Genomic DNA, 16,294 nt, shown 5'->3' with positions numbered 1-16,294 from the left:
GCCGAGGCAGTCTCCGGCGCAGGCGCAGCCGCCGCGAGCTCGGACGCACAGCTCGCGGCACAGCGCCCCCAGGTGTTCAGCTTCACTGCCTGGGGGCGCATCTCTTTCACCAACTTCGAGGTCAGTGGGATGGGCAACATAATCAGGTTTCCACTCAAGCTGCGCTCACCGGAGCCGCGCCCAACGAAAACAGAGGTCGTCGTATTCCCGTTCGGCCATCGCCGTCACCTTGTCGAGAGACACGCGCGCGCAATGCGCGCGATGTCGGACATTGATGCGGAAAAATACTTCACGCGAGAGCTGGAGAAGGTCTGTGCCGAGCTGAGAACCCTTGGCATCGATTGCGACGATTGCGAGTGCGAGGCGATCTACGCACTCGCCGAGGCCGTCGGCCGAGCGCTTTACGGGGAGCATTATCAACTCGAGCGAGAAGCGAAATGACGCTGGCAGTCGAGGTTAAGCGTGCAGTTCGTCCGACGGACGAAGAACCGGTCTCCCGATCGGTCGCAACCGTAGTAGCAGATCATCGAGAAGCGCGAGCGGCGCAGTCCGAAGAGAAGCAAGTCGAGCTTTCGCAGCTCGAGCAGCTTCTCCAGGGCGCCGCGCCCGAGGACCGGCTCGATGTTCTCTGGACGAACGCCGCCGTCCTGCTGCCGCTATATGACGAGCACAAGATGACCGCAGAGGCGGTCATGGCTCTCGTCCGCGACGTTGCTGATCGCTTCGACCTATGGGGCACGGATCGATCAAACGAACCCACAATCGAAAAGATCACGCGCGGTCTTGCGAAGTTAATGCCGGCGGAAGTCACGCCAATCAACGAGACTTCGATCGAGGAGCCGCTGATGGCTGACGACGCACAGCCTCATTCAGAGATCGACGTGTGGCAGCAATACGGGCCGGCTGACGCTGAGCACGACATGATTAATGAGCCGCCTGAAACATCCACTAGTGAACCGGAAGTCTCCAGATTGGGTTTAGTCCGGGCCGCCGATCTCGCCGGCAAGGAGGTTCCACCGAGGCGATCGGTTGTCGAGCATCTCGTGCCTGATCGAAATGTCACGCTAGGTTTCGGCGATGGCGCCGTCGGCAAGTCGCTGATAGCCCTCCACATGGCAGCGTGCGTTTCGTTGGACCGACCCTGGCTCGGTCTACGAACACAGCGAGGGCCGGCCCTGTATCTGACGGCAGAAGATGAGTTGGACGAGGTTCATCGCAGGCTCGCGTGCATTTGCGCATACGAGGGGATTGAGATCTCGGAGTTGGGCGCCCTCCACATTCTCCCCCTTGCGGGCAAGGACGCCCTGCTCGCCGTCCGCGACGGCGAACGAGGCGGCATGAAGCCGACGCGGTTGTTTGAACGGCTGAAAAGGGAACTGGCTATCCTCAGACCGAAACTCACGATCATCGATACGCTCGCTGACGTGTTCGGAGGTGACGAGCTTCAACGGGTTCAAGCGCGTTCCTTTATCGGACTGCTCCGCAGTCTCTCGTTGGAATTCGACATGGCCACGCTCATCCTCGCTCACCCTTCGCTCACCGGCATGGCGAGCGGATCGGGGACGTCGGGCACGACAGGGTGGTCAAACTCCGTCCGCTCGCGCTTCTATGTGGAGCGTCCCAAGGGGGCCGACGGCGAAGAGCCCGACCAGGATCGTCGCACCATCACAGTCAAGAAGGTAAATTACGCGCGTCTTGGGGCGACGATCCCGATCAGGTGGGTGGACGGCGTCTTTGTTCGGGATGATGGTGGATCCGACGCCGAGCGCGCAGCTGCCATCGAGAAACGAGCGAGCGCGGCCGATGAGGTGTTCATCCGCCTGCTCGGCCAAGTGTGCGATCAGGGCAGGAAAGTAAGCCCCTCCCCGTCAGTCAGCTACGCACCGAAGGTGTTTGCCGACGATCCTGATGCTGGGGGCTTCCGACAGAGCGCCTTCAAAGCGTCCATGGAGCGGCTTCTCAGAGCGAAGGCGATCCACGTGGCGTTCGATGGACCCCCCAGCCGCCGACGACAGTACCTCGCGCTGGGTGCACCCGCGGAAGCGAACAGCTCAGAATAGCTTCCAACCCCCTTCCAACGCCAAAAGTCGGCTTCCAACCCCCCTTCCAACCCCTATGCCAACCACCCTACCAACGCCTTCCAACCGCCTTCCAACCCCCTGTCTCCCAACCCCCTATAACCCCCGGGCGTTGGAAGCCGCCCCTTTAGGGGGCGGCTCCACGCCTGACACCGGTGTGTGGGGAAACAGCCTCGACGTCAAAGCCGCCCCTCACCTCAACAGCACCGCCAAGCAAATAGAGTTCAGAGCGAGCGCGCGTCAGCGTGCGCGCGGCGCTGAGCCACTGCTCGGGGCGCGAGGTCGCGGAGACGCGGACCGGCGGGACCGCTATCATGGCCCGCCCAATCAGCGGCAACGCCCATCGTGCGCCGCGCGCTGGAGGCGGTGTTTTTCTGGCCGCTGTTTTCACGTGTCGGCTGGCAGCGAGCCACCTGCGCGCTCGGAAGCCGCTCGGCGCCCGCGAATTCCGCCCGTTTTCGGTAAGTATCTTTCACCGCCTCGCCGCCATGCGAGCGCGATGGGCCCGCTATTTCACCGTATCTGGCAAAGGCGGAAGCTAAGTTTAATTTGGATTGGAGATGCCTATGATCTCCGCTCCTAATCCTCGAACCGGTTTCGCCAACAGGCCCCTTAGCTTACGCCGGCGCCTTCTCCAGGTATTGCAGAGGTTTGATCAGGCATCAGCTCGCGAGCTCGCTTCTCTTGCGTATGGCGCCCAGCTTCGGGGATTTAGGCAGTCGCGTTGTTCTCGCTCGCAACTTGTCTCTGTCAGGCGCGCTCTCCGCCGGCTCATGGCCCGTGGCCATGTCGAAGTCGCGGGCTATCGGCGGCGGCACCGCCTTTTCTCGTTGACCAGCCGTGGGCGGTCTCCTCCGCTGGAATTGGGATCGCTTGGATGAACTGCTGCGAAACCAACGAGACATTGATCGAAAAGCTGGAGGTAGTGCTTCAGCTTCTTCGTTCGCGCGAGCGCGGGGCGGCCGGTGAGCTTCACACTATAGGACTGAAGGAAGCCGCATACATTGCGGGCGTATCCGAGAGCCATATGCGCAGGCTCTGTCAGCTGAACGTTTATGGTCTGAACCCTGAAGGCTACGGACGAAAGAAATCAGGCAGGGCTGACCTGTGGGAAGTCGTCGCGCTGCCGTTCTTGATGAGCGTGCCGATGCGTAATCTTGCTCGTTTCCGCGAGGTGATACCGCCGAAGGAAAACACCGGCGAGGCTGGCCGAGAAGCGCAAGGCAGTGTGTAAGGCTCACGTGGAACTAGGGAATGTCGGCTTCTGATGATCGAGCGGAAGCCCTACGACAGGTCGGAGCATTACCGCTCGTGACCCGTTTCGGACGTGAGCCTATGCGCGGCCGTTTCATTCAACGCGCGGCCGAGGCAAGCAACGTCATTCCGGAAGGCCTGCTTTGCGGAGACCCTTGGCGAACGTAGCGAGGTCCTCCGCTCGGCGGAATGGTGCTAGATCTCTGAGATTGGAGGCCCGCAAGTCAGGGTTAAGTTCGAGCGCCCGTGCCATGGCTTTCTGTGCTGGCTCAAGCTGTCCGGCAAGCGCCTTGCTGGCAGCGAAAATGCAGATCGTCAGCAGAAAATTCGGATTGTCGCGCATTCCCTTTTCGGCGCATGACGATGCCACATCATATCGGCTCGCGAGAAAATGGGCATATGCCATGGCTCCCTGCATGCCGTACATGGACGGATCGAGCGGGCTCAGGCGCATGGCACGCGCAACATGCTCAAGTGCCAAGTCCGGCTCACCTCCCCAAACTCTCAGCCAGCCACTAAGCGTCCAAGCTTCGGCCAAGTTGGGACTGACCGCCAGTCCCCGATCCATGAACGCCGCGGCGTCGTCGAACTCCTGGGCCACAAAGGCGAGTGCATATCCACCCCTGGACAGCGCGACGGCGTCATCTCCGCCGAGATGCACGGCTTTCCGGGCCAGCCGCGTAGCTTCGGCACTCTCTCGCACAGGCTCGATCATCCAGCCACGCGCCTTGCGCTGTACGTAGCACCACGCGGCCATGCCATAGGCGCACGCCAGACCACGGTCGAGCTCGATCGCCCTGCAAAAGAGCTCGAGCGCCTCGCGGTTCGCTTCCATTGTCCACCGGCGAATTTTCGCCAGTCCGCGCAGGTAAAAGTCATACGCAGTCAGATTTTCGGTTGGTTTGCGCTTGGCCCGCCTGATCTCCTCAACCTGCAGCTTGGGGGCGATAGCACTAATGACGCGGGCGGTTACATGGTCCTGTAGATCGAACATATCTTCAAGCGCACCCTCAAAACGGTCCGCCCAGAGATGTGCTCCAGTTTCAGCATCGATCAGCTGACCGGCGATACGAATGCGGTTTCCGGCTTTGCGCACGCTACCTTCGAGCACGTAGCGCACTCCCAGCTCTCTTCCGACCTGCTTCACGTCCACGTGCCGGCCTTTGTACGTAAAACTCGAATTACGCGCTATCACAAATAGCCAACGAAAGAGCGACAACGCCATCGTGATATCCTCCACGACGCCATCTGCGAAATACTCCTGTTCTGGATCTGCACTAAGGTTTTGGAAAGGTAGTACGGCAATCGAGGGTTTGTCCGGGAGCGCCAATGTGGGCCTGTGGCTTGCCGCACCACGATCCCTCACTTTGAACACGCGGACCGGGCGTCCAATGTTCTTGAGGTTCTGCTCGCCGGCATCATCAAACACAACATCAAGTTTATCTCGGAGTTGTCGGTGGGCATCATCCGATACACAAATGCCACCGGGCTCCGCAATCGCTTCGAGACGCGCTGCTACGTTGACACCGTCGCCGAATATGTCCCCATTATCCTGGATAACATCGCCGACATTGATACCGATCCGAAACTCAATTCGATTGTTCGCCGGTACGTCTGAATTGCGTTCCGCCATGCCACGCTGAACATCGACCGCACAGCGCATCGCGTCCACAACGCTATTGAACTCGGCCAAAAGGCCATCGCCGGTGTTCTTGACGATATGCCCGCGATAGGCGGCAATCTTTGGATCAATCAAGACCCGCAAATGTTCCTTCAGCTGGACGTGCGTGCCTTCCTCGTCCATGCCCGTCAAACGGCTATAACCGGCGACGTCGGCCGCGAATATCGCTGTAAGACGTCGCACGAGCGGTGCGCGGGTCAAGGGATTCTCCCGCCGAGGCGTGAAGCGTTTAACCCCACCGGTCTGAACCGGCACTTGTTTGAAGACGTTAGCGACAATCGGCGTCAAATACCACAGCCATCAAACCAAGGTGAGCGCCCTAGGCGACGGGCTGATTGGACAAGGCGGTAGACGTCTGTTCCTGGCCCAAATCGGACCTTCGGTGAAGTTCCGGTATTGAGCCGCGATCAGGGGCATAGCGGACCTCACACCTCCTGACGGCGATGCTGGCTTGCGAGTAGAGACCGGCGCGCATTTCCGCGCGACGACGGGCTTGTCGCGAGCATCGCAATTCTGAGATTACTTCAGTGCCTGAGCGCGATCGTGAGCACAGTCAACCTCAAAGCAGTGATCGCAGCTCACCGGCTGTCGCAGCCTCGGACAGCCGTGCGTGCGCCGCCGGGTTTTTCGGGTGTTTGACCCGGCGGCGCCGAATTCACCCTCAACCGCAAACGCTTGGAGAGCCTGCATGCTTGATGTCATAACCGATCGTCGCGCGCGCCTCGAACAGGCGCGCGTAGAACTGACAGAAAACGAAAGCGGCCTTGCAGCGCTTGCCGAAGCTAAGGCCGACGCCAGCAAGGCAGGTCGCGAAGCCTTCGCCTCTTGGAAGGACGAATACGACTGGCGGACGATGGAAAAGGAGCGCCTGTCGGTTCTCATCGAGACGCTCCAGAGCGAACTGGAGAGGGAAGACACCGCTGAGGCAGAGATCGCGCTCCGAGAGCGGCACAACCGACAGCGGGCCACTAACAGTGAGCTGGCTCAACGGATTTCCGAGAAACTCTCCCAGATCAACCGCGAAGCACTCGCGCTGCTTCGGGAGGTGGCAGCCGCAGCTATGGAGGACGCGGAAATTAACGCCGCCCTGCCGGCTGGCCTTGAGCCCCTTGTCTCCGCCCACATGCTCGCTCGCGCTCGTCAAGGACGAGCTCGCGAGGAGATTGGCTCAAAACGTCTCAGTTTGTGGGTACGTTCAGACAATGGCGCCATTATCGGCGACCCGGATGCGGTCGAGGACATCGGTAATGGGCGTGGGATGATCCGGCGCATGGCGCCACTTCCAGCGATCCGCTGTCACAAGGCGCTGTTCGAGCAGATCTCCTTCCATCCTGCCGAGCCGCCAGTACGTCCAAGCCCGTTTTGGCAGATTCGGTTGGTTGATGCCGACGGTCCTGGGACCATTTTTGACGGGACTGAACTCACTCACCCGAGCCACGTGCTGGCGGCGCTCGATGGCGTCGCACGGGTGAGCGAACCACGCGACCGACCGATCGAGACAGAAATCCGGCCCGTTACGGGCTGAGAGCTGAGGCGGCGTCGATGTGGGGCGGGATGGCGGCTCAGGCAGTGAGCGAAGGACAACACGACAACGTCTTTTGAAGGTTGCCGCGAAGCTTAAGGGCGAAAAGCCGCGAAGGTCCGACAGCATCAGGCCAAATTCATCGGCACTTCGGCGGCTGGCAGACGGCACTGGGGGGACTGAGCGTTAACCATCTCTTCATGTGTTGGCCGCGGTCATCGGTGCAATATGTAAGGTTGCAGGATCTTTTCAGAACCTGCGATCTTTTCATGAGCTATCTTGACCGGGTTAAGCCGATAGTCAATCAGACGATCTCGACGCTGGCATCTGCCAACTTCGAGACCGATCCGATCGCTGGCGAAAAATATTCGCGGCAGACCAGCATCATCAGCTCGGCCTACAAGCGCCATGGCACGATCCTCGAGCGTGCCATGTTGGAGAGCCTTCGCGAAAGCAATCGGCACAAGGTCTGGAGAGAAGATGCTTTCCGCGTTTCGCACGCCGCAGATCAGCTTATCGGGCACCAGGCGGATATGGCCTTGTTGCCGTACGGCGAGAGCATCCGCACGCTCCAAATTGACATGATGGTCTTCGACAGCGCTGACCAAACGCTCCGAGCTTATGAGGTCAAAAGAGGCTTCGGGAAGTTCGACGCCGGCAAGATCCGGTCAATCAGGAGGGATCTGATCGTCACTCAGATGCTGCTCAAGAGTTACGGCGAGCTTGCAGGGTACAAGGCTGAAAGGGCCGAAGCGAAGATCATTTTCTATTATGGCCGGCGGTCCATACCGAGGCCGCACTCTCTGGTCGGACCGGAGCTTAACGATCACTTCGGCTTTCCGGTTTACGATCTCGTCGAAGAAGCCAATGCCTATTTCAAGCAGCAACTGTATGATCTGCTAGACCGAATCTAATCGAGGGATGGGGTAAGGGGATGCAGAACCGATCGCACGCCGTCATGGCGCAGCGTACCGAGGCGGCGAACAGCCGCGACGACTTTCCGACGCCTCCCTGGGCTACGCGCGGCTTTATGAAGCACGTCATGGCTGAATTCGGTCCGTTCAAGAGCCAAAGCTGCCTTGAGCCGGCGTGCGGCGCCGGTCACATGGCGAAAGTGCTAAAAGAACATTTCGGCGAGGTGCGCGCTTCCGACGCTTATAAGTACGGCTATGGCGCCGTAAGAAACTATCTCGACGTCCCCTACGAGGCGAATGCCGTCGATTGGGTGATCACGAACCCGCCGTTCCGGTTGGCCGAGGACTTTGTCCAACGTTCACTCGTCGTCGCCAGAGAAGGCGTTGCCGTCCTAGTGCGCACCGTGTTCATTGAGAGCGTTGGAAGGTACCGCAATCTGTTTGAGAAGACGCCACCGTTGATCTGCGCTCAGTACACAGAGCGAGTTCCAATGGTGAAGGGACGGCTAGATCGGAAGGCATCCACCGCGACGGGCTACGCCTGGCTGGTATGGAGGAAATCCGGAGCTCGATCGACACAATTGACGTGGATACCGCCTTGCCGGAAGGTTTTCGAACTGGACAGCGATTACCCGAGGTAGGCAGCCGGGCCGCTCCGCCTTACATCTGAATTGCCGGCGAGCTTCAAGCAGGAGCACGATCACGTCGCTGCCCAGCCAGGCGGCGCGCAGCTCGAGCAGCTTGCCGGTCAGGGCGGCGTGTGCATCACGCCGCACGCCATCGCGATCGATCGCGCCCGCGCGGCGGTCGCGGAGGTGAATGCTCGCCTCGCGGCGATGAAGTCGAGAGGCGAGCTGCGGGAGCTGAACGCCTCGTTCAAAGCCCCGCGTGCGAACGATCCCTCGCTCCCCTACGCCGAGTTCTTCGACGCGAAGAGGGCCGCGCTGCTGGCGGTGTTGGCGAAGCAAGTAAATTCCCAACGCCGACGCCGGACTAGTTGCTCTTTCGACTAAATGATGATGGTGGGTGTATCTGAGCTGTAATACACGCGCGTGTGTTTTGTAAGGTTTTGGAGGGAAATTGCATGGACTGGGATTGGTTAGCGGCGCACGCGCCTATTGCAACAGCGAGCGTCGCGTTGATAGCCAGCATCGTGGCAATGCGAGCGATCCGAGTGCAACGTAGCATCGCGAAGAATAGAGCGGCCGTTGATTTCTTTATCAAGACTGAGATGGATCAGCCGATGCTTACCGCGCATTCGAAATATGAAGCGGCGGCGCTGGTCTTGGCGACGCATACGGGAAACTCGGCGCTGATGGCCCGGTTTGAGGCTAGCGACGAATACTCGCACGTAAGGTCGTATCTCAACATTCACGAGCTGCTTGCTGTCGGTATCAGGAAGGACGTCATTGATGAGGACGTTGCCTACCACTTTTGGGCTGATACTCTGATCCGCCACTGCAACGAATGCGAACTTCTGATCAAGCGTCTTAGGCAACGTCCTGATCACGGCGCCGCATATCTTGAGCTGACAAGTTTGAACGGCAGGTGGAAGGCACGAGTTGAGGAATGGAAGAGGAACAACCGCGCGGTCAAGATGAGCTAGCGGTTTGGTCAGGCTTCCTCAGTGTGGCGAGTGCCGGCTGCTGAATACATTCATCAGTTGCTGGATTATCTGTCGTAACGAGTGGCTTTTCCATTGGCATTGCGAGGTCTGCCGCTATTCTGATCTCGCAATGCGGGTAATCTCGATACGACAGCCTTGGGCGAGCTTGATCGTCACCGGCGGGACCGACGTCCAGACCGGCGCCAACGCGCTCAAGGACGTCGAGAACCGCTCTTGGGCGACCACCTATCGCGGTCCCGTGCTGATCCACGCAAGCCAACGTCCAGACGCGATCCGGCCGGACGAGATCGAGAGGCGCTTCGGAGTGCGTCTCAGGGGCGAGCCGCAGCTCGGGGGCGTGATCGGCATGGTTGACATCGTCGACTGCGTCCGGTCCCACGCGAGCCGGTGGTACGCGCCCGAGCACTTCGCGTTCGTGCTCGCCAACTCGCGGCCGCTCCCCTTCGTGCGCTGGAAAGGCGCGCTCTCGTTGCGCTCAGCGCCGCAAGAACTACTCCAGCTTTGCGGACTGAGCCGGCCGAACTAGCCTTCTGCATCAAACGCCGCTTAAAAAAAATGGCTTGGCTACGAAGCGTAGTCCGTCAACTACATTCCGTAGGATCGTTGCCTTCCATCTGACATCGAAGGCAATTTTCGCATCAGAGTCCGCAAATACTACAGATTGTAGTATCCCACACGATGCAACTCTACGCTTGGCATTCCTGGGCACGCCGTTACGCTTCTTCTCGTTCAACAACAGCGCATCAGCGCAAGAGGAGAAACGACATGCAAGAGAACTGCCCGGTGCTTACCCTCGTTCAAAAGTATGAGTTGCTCGCGAAGCAGTGGTTCGACCTCGACCGTGAGCACGACACCACGGGGCAAGACAAGATCCAAGGCAAGCTCGTCGACTTGGCGCTCTACGCCGATCATCTTCGACCGCAAAGCATTACGGGAGCGAGGTTTCAAATCGAGTGCGCTCTTTCCGAGATGGACGTTGTTGTTCGGGGCGGCGATGCACCTCAAATCCGACTAGCCTCAGAACGGCGCGTGACGAAGCTGCTGCGGCAAGTGCTCATCTCCTAGATGAGCGTAGCGCCGATCTCCCGCATGCGTGGAAGTTCGTCGTTCCAGCCGGCGACGGGCCGCTAAAACGCAAGTACGGCTCGAACTGAGCGAGACGCAAAAAGGAGATCAGGCCAACGGAGCGGCGGCGCTGAGCCGCCGCTCCTCATCCACGAGAAGCTGCCGATGAGAGCGATCGACCGCCAGTCAAGATTGAAGCGAGCCAAAAAGCTCGGGCGGCTGGCGTACGACATGCTTCGGTTTGAGGATCTCGTCGGCATCATCGCCGTCGAGGGCGAGGACAAATATCTGCGTGAGTTCGAGCACCGCGGACTGTCGGGCTCGTATGTGACCCCATCGAGATCTGGGCGCCCCTATGAGTTCTCGCGAATTCAGGTTCGTCACCTCGGTCACAAGGTGTTGGAGCTGCGGTGGACGAAGGCCGGTGACTTTCAGATGGTCGCCTACGAGCCCGGCGAATGGGAAGAGCTGCTCGAGCGGCTCGCGAACGTGTTCTGACAGCCGAGCAATGCTGTTCGGAGCGCTAACCGGGCGACTGTCGTGGCAGCCATCGCCGCCAGAGCGTCCAGTTCGGCGCCCTTGTCCAGCGAGGTCCCGGCGACGCGATCAAGATCGGGGCCCAGCGCCTTGGCGCCGGTCGCGTCGCGGGCTACGGAAGCGACGGACCGGCGCGCTTCTGGCGGCTGTATCGGCCGTAAAGCTGTCGATAGCTTTCCCAACTTGCGAAACCTTAGCGCGGCTCCGCCCAGCGGGCGCCGTTTCGGGTTTCAGGATGCACGACCTCATATGCCGCCTTCCGCTTCGCGGTCAGTTTCGTCCGCTGCGCCGGCGTCAGGTCGCGTCGGATCAGGTTTTCGTCGATTTCGGCGAGCACCGGAGGAGCCGCTGCCATGTCGCTCCATTGGCTTCTGGCATCATCATCTTGGAGGAGGTCACCATGGCATTGGAAGCACGGGAAGCAGGCAGCTTGATCGGCAGTGACAAGGTCGAAGGCACGTCAGAGGCGTAGCCTCGGCAGCGCGACTTGATCCGCCTCAGCGTATCCCCCGGTGCCGCTGAGGCCTTCTTTGACTGACGATGATGTACTGCGGCGGTGGTTTGCAAAGCTGTTGAAGGGCTGATTGCGGTGGCACATGCGCGACGAGGATCGCGAGCACCTGCTTTTTGCTCGTCGACCTATGCATTGCTCTTTGCTGTTCCGGTCTCGTCGTCAGCTTATTGTCAGGCCGCGGCTGCGCATACGAGAACCATCCCATCGGCTAGGTCAGGTTCGCGCTCCTATCGCTAGCCAACGCGGCCCGATATCTTGTCGAGTGATTATGTCTTGATCGCTGTTTTTGAACTCTGCAAATTTAACCGTGCTTCCGGTGGGGAGCTTTGTTCATGCAGATCGATTTGAGGTGCGCCGAGCGCAGCTCGGCGAGTGATGCTGAGGTGGAGGACTGCCCCTCCGATATTACAACTGCGAGTAAACCCGCCGCCGCGAACGACAACGCCGAAAACACGCACTGGCCGCTCATTTCATTTCCTGACGGTTGGTACGCGACGTCGTGAAACGGTCTAGATAGGTACCTTACGCCTTGGCGCGGGTCGCGTCGCGTCGGATCGACCGCGCCGATCCGTGCCGGCGTTAGGTGGCGGCGGATCGGGTATTTGTCGAGTTCGAGCGTCGCCAGAAGAACTGCCAGTCATGCCGAACTTAGGAACACTTTTTAGTGCAGCTAGGTTTCTTTCCTTCATCAGAGCCCTAGACGTTGCGGAGTTCTCTTCCATGGCTACCCAGATTGTGATGGACCACACAGGCGACAGCAGACATTTCTTTGAGCAAACTGAGCCGAAGGCGCTCGCCGAGGCTGAACGGCGTTTTAAGCAACTCACTGATCAGGGGTTTACTGCCGCGACGCGAAAGGCGGGCAGTGAACTGAAGGTCACACGGTCGTTTGATCCCACCGCGGATGAGACACTATTCTATCCGCGTCTCGTCGGCGGCTAAGCTATCGCGATACGGCAATGTTTCCGTTCAGACGCAGCGACGCTAACAGAACGCGCTTCCGTGCCCTCCGTGAGCTTTATCGGAGCTTCACCGAGCAAAATGGCCCGGAAGCGCGTTCGCGGCGTCTGCTGCGGGATTGGTTATCTCCAGAGCAGCGCGCGCAATTCGATGCCAACAACTATTTCGAAGTCACCGGTTCTCACACGGGCAGACGATATCGAGTTCAATATGGTACCCTGAGCAATGTTGTAGAGCTCGACGCATCAGGGCAGCCCGCGATCGGCTGGTGTTTCGTTCCCGAACGTGCTTTGGCGGCTGGCGATGTGATGCTCGCCCAGAAGATCGCGCTCGAAACCGACGAAGCCGCAGTGCTCGCGCTTGCCCACCGGTTTTCTCCGAGATTGCCATCTCTGCCGCGAGTAGTGCGGCGTGCTTACTAGGCTGCCCATGGGCGGGGCCGCCGACCGAGGGGACGGCGACCCCTCGCCGCGAAGGCGCCGATACGCGAAACGAGGACGACTTCGCGACTGCATCCAGCATCTGCGCTAGTCCGGATCGGCGCAACAACGTTCGTGCGTTAGTGTTACTTGGGCCGCGACTTCGTGGATCGGCCTCGTGAGACGATTTCGTCAACAGTTCGCAGCATCCGAGCGAATTCAGACTGAAGATGTCGGGCGTGGGCCGCATCTTTTGGCTCTGAGAGAAAAGCAATCTTCACGAGGAAGCGGTTCAATCGCGATGTGACGAGACGATTGTCAGAGTGTTGCGAGCGCAAGTTCGTGATCTGTCGCCGCATCTCAACGAGATCGGACCGGTCATCCTTGGGCCTATTCGCCAAATGAAGCTCATACCGTTGTGGCCGATAAACGAAGCCGCCGCGCCGAATATAATGGCGCGACGGCGTCGCCATGGTGAGCCCGGACGGGAGCAATGTCCGGTGCAGAGAGGCTAACGCTCAGCAGCTCCGGCGCAATCGAAACCGCGGGTTAAGCTTGATGTCGCCGCGGCGAGTTAATTCTGGAACCGCTACGCAGTGCGTTGAGAACGTCCAACAATGCTCGTACATTTGATCTCGGAAGTGCTGGGGGAGCGCGAAGGTGAAAACGATCGGACGTCGGCCAACGCCGTGCGGAATGCTGGCCGACTTGACCCACTTGCCAGTCGGTGCGTTTATCGTTCGACAAAATGAGGCGGCCCATGCGCAAGACGTTACGTTGGCTATTGCTCGGCGGTGCGACAGTGTCCGCGGTCGCGTCCGCCACGGCGCAGACCTACGATCCCAGATACCCGGTTTGCCTGCAAAGGTGGGTCTGGGGTGGCAGCACATACTTCGAGTGCAAGTTTACATCTTGGGATCAGTGCCGGGCAGCAGCGGCGGGACTTCCCGCCATGTGCTTGGACAATCCGTATTGGCCCCGAGGCTATTCCAGATCACAAACCGGGCCGCGGTAGATGATGATGGTGTTACCTTCGGTAGCTTCGTCCTACTGTTGAGGATCGCCGATGTCGAATGCGCCTAGACGATATTCTTCGCCCACCGATTGCTCGTCGGCCATTCGCGCGATCAAGGTGAACGTCGCGTTGGGATATCGCGTCCACACTTCGATGTCGTCCGCCGTGACGGTTAGATAACCGAAAAAGTATCTGTAACGGCCGGGCTCCGTCATGCGGCCGATCCTGTCCCAATTGATCTTGTTTAACGCGCACGCGCTAGCTCCACTCGTTTTCGGGCAGCGAGCCGGGCGGCGGTTTGAGTTCTTCTAGGCCGGTTTCAATAATTGCTATTTCGTCTTGGACGGCTTGAACAGCGTTCGCGGGATTGATGCCGGAGACCGCCTGTAGTTCGCCCAGCACCTTGCGGCGATGCGCTAACAAATCTGCCAATGCACGTCGGTCCCGCACCTTCACGTAGCCGGCGACGATCATTTCCATGGCCTGTGACACGTTCGTCGGTTCTCAGCGGTTTGCACCTTATCGGGGGCGGCTAAGTTCTGTCAGGCCGGCTTCGGTCAAACGATATTCGAGACCTTTGCCGGTTGAGCGTCGCTCCATCCATCCGTTCCGTAGAAGGGCAAGCTTTGTTCCGGGGTGATCGGTAAGCTTAGAAGAAGACACCCAATCGCGGTCACGGAGAGGATCGAGCATTTGCCGGTGATGCTGATTGAAAAGGGGCCTGCGCCTTTCCTCCCGACCGATGTCTTGACCCATCGCTTCAAGCGGGTGTTCGGCTTCCATGGCCGTTTGTTGCCATCGCATGGTTTACGATCAGTTACGGATCGGGAACAACCGGCAATCTTTTCTAAATGGATCGGGGATATTGTTCTGCGCATGGATCATGAGGGCGCATCTGATTGGTTCGTTCCGGCTCTCAGGCGAAGCTACGCTCGACTGGCAGCGTGGATGACGCGCGGTAATCGCGTGCCAGAGCCAGCCGCTTGCCCGCGCCGCCGCGCTCAGAGCAGCCAACTCGGTTTTCCGACCCATCCCGGCGCCCGGCGCCTCCGCGTATTTAGGCGTTGAGAGCGTCGCGCATGACGAACAATCGCACATCGACGCGTCCGTGGTTGCCGAACGAAGAGGTGGAACTGCTCTCGCTCTCTGGCGCAGGTGCTACAGCTGAGGAGGTGGGCGAACGGCTAGGCCGCACCCAGCAAGCGGTTTACGCTCGCTTGCAGCGTTTTCAGAAGCAGCGGGGACGAGCGAGTAGGAAGACTGGGAAAATCTTTGCTCAGTTACTAGAGTGATCGAGCGGCGGCGGTCGACTTTAAGGTGGCAAGGTCACATCCGCAGCGGATTAGGTAGCGCCGATCCGATCGCATTGAGGTCGACAAATGACCAGCCCGACTGATGACGAATTATGCGCCACGGTCACTGCCGCCATTGAGCAGTGGAAGAGTTCGCGCCAGCTTCCTTATCTGTCGCCCAGCGATTGCCAGACACTGAACAAGTTGATCATCACCGGACTTCAAACCGTTCTGTTCCAGCGTGCGAAGGCATTCGACAAGCGCTAAATTGGACAGCTTGATCAAACCCCGGAGGTTCGTCTTTCGTCCGTAGTCCGTTCCTGTTTGTTGGAAAGGACTTGCCCTTCTTTGGAAAGACTTTGCCCGACGTTCTGGCTTGACAGAACGGATTGTGGCGGTTGTGGGCGGTAAGCGTTGACCTCATGACCGACGCGTCCACAAGCCCCGCCCTCTGGGGAGATCCACCGCGGCGTTTGCGAGCGCCGGTCACCAACGAAATGGCCGACGGGCATCACTGCCGCCGGCCATCGCGTCGCGCTACCGTGGCTGGGGGGCTAATCGGCAGCGCTTACCGCAAGCCTGCCGAACGCGGATTAACAACTCGCTAACCAATTCGGGCAGCCTCTGGCTATTTCGCGGCAATAGCGGGGCGGCCTCCCTCCCGGACAGCTGCGATGATGGGTTTTCGGGTCGTCGACATAACGGATCATGGAGCAGCATGACTTGCCACCGCATCGATCCCGAAGCCGCTTTGACCGTCACCTAGAGCCTCACTCAGACGCTGCCGTTTCTTTGCCGATGAAGTTATTGCACATCTCGCATCTGCAGGACGGCGCCGTCGTTAGTAGCGCCGGTCGCCTTTCGTATTTCGTCTAGCAACGTTTCGATTGCGCCGAGGAGAGTGTGGGCAGCGTTGTTCACCGCCGGCAGGTTCGTATCCTTCGCCTTTTCCATGCCTTCATAGAGCTCTCGCATTCTGGCATTGTACATTTCTTTCAAAGCAATCAGCTGCGGGTAAGACAACCGCGCTTCTTTGGGCAGTGAACTGGCACTTGAAAGCAGGTAACTATCTATGCCCGTCGAAGTGAAAAGAAGATCTACGAGAGCAGCCTGGGCGCCAGATTTTCCCAGAACCTCAAGGTTAGCTTCGTTATCCGCGATGATTTTGCGGATGCGTCGAATTTCATTTCTGATATTGAGGGCATGGACCGTCGCTAAAGCGGAGACCGCTTCGCTCTGACGGGCCAGCTCTTCTTTCGCAATCGTACGGGTTACATTAGTTTGGTGCCGTGCGACCCAGATCGCGGCGACGATCGCGCCGACGGAACCGACGGCCTGAAACCAAGCCGCCCAGACCTCACTTTTGGTGCCTTTCGCGACTTCCCAGAAGGCGCTTGCATATTCAGCAATCATCTA

Annotated in this window: 21 protein-coding genes; 17 read left to right on the top strand and 4 right to left on the bottom strand. The window is 59.3% G+C overall.

Annotated features, from left to right (window positions below):
• Window positions 1-72: 72 nt before the first annotated feature.
• The 3 genes from IVB01_RS12385 to IVB01_RS12375 all read left to right on the top strand — a co-directional run bounded on the left by IVB01_RS12385 (window position 73) and on the right by IVB01_RS12375 (window position 3,312).
• Window positions 73-441, top strand: a complete 369-nt coding sequence (locus tag IVB01_RS12385; RefSeq protein ID WP_247494578.1) for a DUF6074 family protein — start codon at window positions 73-75, stop codon at window positions 439-441.
• On the top strand, window positions 438-2,060 hold the full coding sequence (locus tag IVB01_RS12380) for an AAA family ATPase (RefSeq protein ID WP_247494577.1): 1,623 nt from the start codon (window positions 438-440) through the stop codon (window positions 2,058-2,060). Before IVB01_RS12385 ends, IVB01_RS12380 begins: the two co-directional genes overlap by 4 nt.
• An 895-nt stretch (window positions 2,061-2,955) precedes the next feature.
• On the top strand, window positions 2,956-3,312 hold the full coding sequence (locus tag IVB01_RS12375) for a hypothetical protein (RefSeq protein ID WP_247494576.1): 357 nt from the start codon (window positions 2,956-2,958) through the stop codon (window positions 3,310-3,312).
• A gap of 144 nt (window positions 3,313-3,456) precedes the next feature.
• Here IVB01_RS12375 and IVB01_RS12370 read toward each other — a convergent pair whose 3' ends face one another.
• Window positions 3,457-5,214, bottom strand: coding sequence for an adenylate/guanylate cyclase domain-containing protein (locus tag IVB01_RS12370; protein WP_256464842.1), 1,758 nt, complete (start codon window positions 5,212-5,214; stop codon window positions 3,457-3,459).
• Between the two features lie 487 nt (window positions 5,215-5,701).
• Between IVB01_RS12370 and IVB01_RS12365 the strand changes: the two genes are divergently transcribed.
• The 13 genes from IVB01_RS12365 (at window position 5,702) to IVB01_RS12305 (ending at window position 13,586) form a co-directional block, all read left to right on the top strand.
• Window positions 5,702-6,538 carry a hypothetical protein gene (locus IVB01_RS12365; protein ID WP_247494575.1) on the top strand — a complete coding sequence of 279 codons (837 nt, stop codon included), beginning with the start codon at window positions 5,702-5,704 and terminating at the stop codon, window positions 6,536-6,538.
• 266 nt (window positions 6,539-6,804) lie between these two features.
• Window positions 6,805-7,449: a hypothetical protein gene (locus IVB01_RS12360; protein ID WP_247494574.1), complete on the top strand. Its 645-nt coding sequence runs from the start codon at window positions 6,805-6,807 to the stop codon at window positions 7,447-7,449.
• A gap of 20 nt (window positions 7,450-7,469) precedes the next feature.
• Window positions 7,470-8,090: an SAM-dependent methyltransferase gene (locus IVB01_RS12355; protein ID WP_247494573.1), complete on the top strand. Its 621-nt coding sequence runs from the start codon at window positions 7,470-7,472 to the stop codon at window positions 8,088-8,090.
• A gap of 30 nt (window positions 8,091-8,120) precedes the next feature.
• Entirely contained in the window at window positions 8,121-8,462 is a 342-nt protein-coding gene (locus IVB01_RS12350) for a hypothetical protein (RefSeq protein ID WP_247494572.1), read from the top strand.
• A 71-nt stretch (window positions 8,463-8,533) separates the two neighbouring features.
• Window positions 8,534-9,055: a DUF4760 domain-containing protein gene (locus tag IVB01_RS12345; RefSeq protein ID WP_247494571.1), complete on the top strand. Its 522-nt coding sequence runs from the start codon at window positions 8,534-8,536 to the stop codon at window positions 9,053-9,055.
• Between the two features lie 166 nt (window positions 9,056-9,221).
• Entirely contained in the window at window positions 9,222-9,602 is a 381-nt protein-coding gene (locus tag IVB01_RS12340) for a hypothetical protein (RefSeq protein ID WP_247494570.1), read from the top strand.
• A 239-nt stretch (window positions 9,603-9,841) separates the two neighbouring features.
• Window positions 9,842-10,141, top strand: coding sequence for a hypothetical protein (locus IVB01_RS12335; RefSeq protein WP_247494569.1), 300 nt, complete (start codon window positions 9,842-9,844; stop codon window positions 10,139-10,141).
• Between the two features lie 231 nt (window positions 10,142-10,372).
• Window positions 10,373-10,639 carry a hypothetical protein gene (locus IVB01_RS12330; RefSeq protein ID WP_247494568.1) on the top strand — a complete coding sequence of 89 codons (267 nt, stop codon included), beginning with the start codon at window positions 10,373-10,375 and terminating at the stop codon, window positions 10,637-10,639.
• Window positions 10,640-10,913: 274 nt separating this feature from the next.
• Window positions 10,914-11,150, top strand: coding sequence for a hypothetical protein (locus tag IVB01_RS12325; protein ID WP_247494567.1), 237 nt, complete (start codon window positions 10,914-10,916; stop codon window positions 11,148-11,150).
• Between the two features lie 374 nt (window positions 11,151-11,524).
• Window positions 11,525-11,695: a hypothetical protein gene (locus tag IVB01_RS12320; protein WP_219680802.1), complete on the top strand. Its 171-nt coding sequence runs from the start codon at window positions 11,525-11,527 to the stop codon at window positions 11,693-11,695.
• Window positions 11,696-11,912: 217 nt separating this feature from the next.
• Window positions 11,913-12,134 (top strand): hypothetical protein, encoded by a 222-nt coding sequence (locus IVB01_RS12315; RefSeq protein WP_247494566.1) that lies wholly within the window; start codon window positions 11,913-11,915, stop codon window positions 12,132-12,134.
• Window positions 12,135-12,151: 17 nt separating this feature from the next.
• The gene (locus IVB01_RS12310; protein ID WP_247494565.1) at window positions 12,152-12,574 is read left to right on the top strand and encodes a hypothetical protein; all 423 of its coding nucleotides are present in this window, start codon (window positions 12,152-12,154) and stop codon (window positions 12,572-12,574) included.
• Window positions 12,575-13,319: 745 nt separating this feature from the next.
• Window positions 13,320-13,586: a DUF3551 domain-containing protein gene (locus IVB01_RS12305; protein ID WP_346659333.1), complete on the top strand. Its 267-nt coding sequence runs from the start codon at window positions 13,320-13,322 to the stop codon at window positions 13,584-13,586.
• 32 nt (window positions 13,587-13,618) lie between these two features.
• Here IVB01_RS12305 and IVB01_RS12300 read toward each other — a convergent pair whose 3' ends face one another.
• On the bottom strand, window positions 13,619-13,801 hold the full coding sequence (locus IVB01_RS12300) for a hypothetical protein (protein ID WP_247494564.1): 183 nt from the start codon (window positions 13,799-13,801) through the stop codon (window positions 13,619-13,621).
• 43 nt (window positions 13,802-13,844) lie between these two features.
• Complete coding sequence (locus tag IVB01_RS12295; RefSeq protein ID WP_247494563.1) at window positions 13,845-14,066, bottom strand: hypothetical protein; 222 nt, start codon at window positions 14,064-14,066, stop codon at window positions 13,845-13,847.
• 899 nt (window positions 14,067-14,965) lie between these two features.
• Here IVB01_RS12295 and IVB01_RS12290 point away from each other — a divergent pair.
• A complete protein-coding gene (locus IVB01_RS12290; RefSeq protein ID WP_247494562.1) occupies window positions 14,966-15,145 on the top strand; it encodes a hypothetical protein in 180 nt (59 codons plus the stop codon).
• A 537-nt stretch (window positions 15,146-15,682) separates the two neighbouring features.
• Here the strand turns inward: IVB01_RS12290 and IVB01_RS12285 are convergent.
• Window positions 15,683-16,291, bottom strand: coding sequence for a hypothetical protein (locus IVB01_RS12285; protein ID WP_247494561.1), 609 nt, complete (start codon window positions 16,289-16,291; stop codon window positions 15,683-15,685).
• Window positions 16,292-16,294: the final 3 nt, after the last annotated feature.

It is taken from the genome of Bradyrhizobium sp. 164 (assembly GCF_023073715.1).
Classification (GTDB): Bacteria; Pseudomonadota; Alphaproteobacteria; order Rhizobiales; family Xanthobacteraceae; genus Bradyrhizobium.
This window is presented reverse-complemented; position numbering and strand designations above follow the sequence as displayed.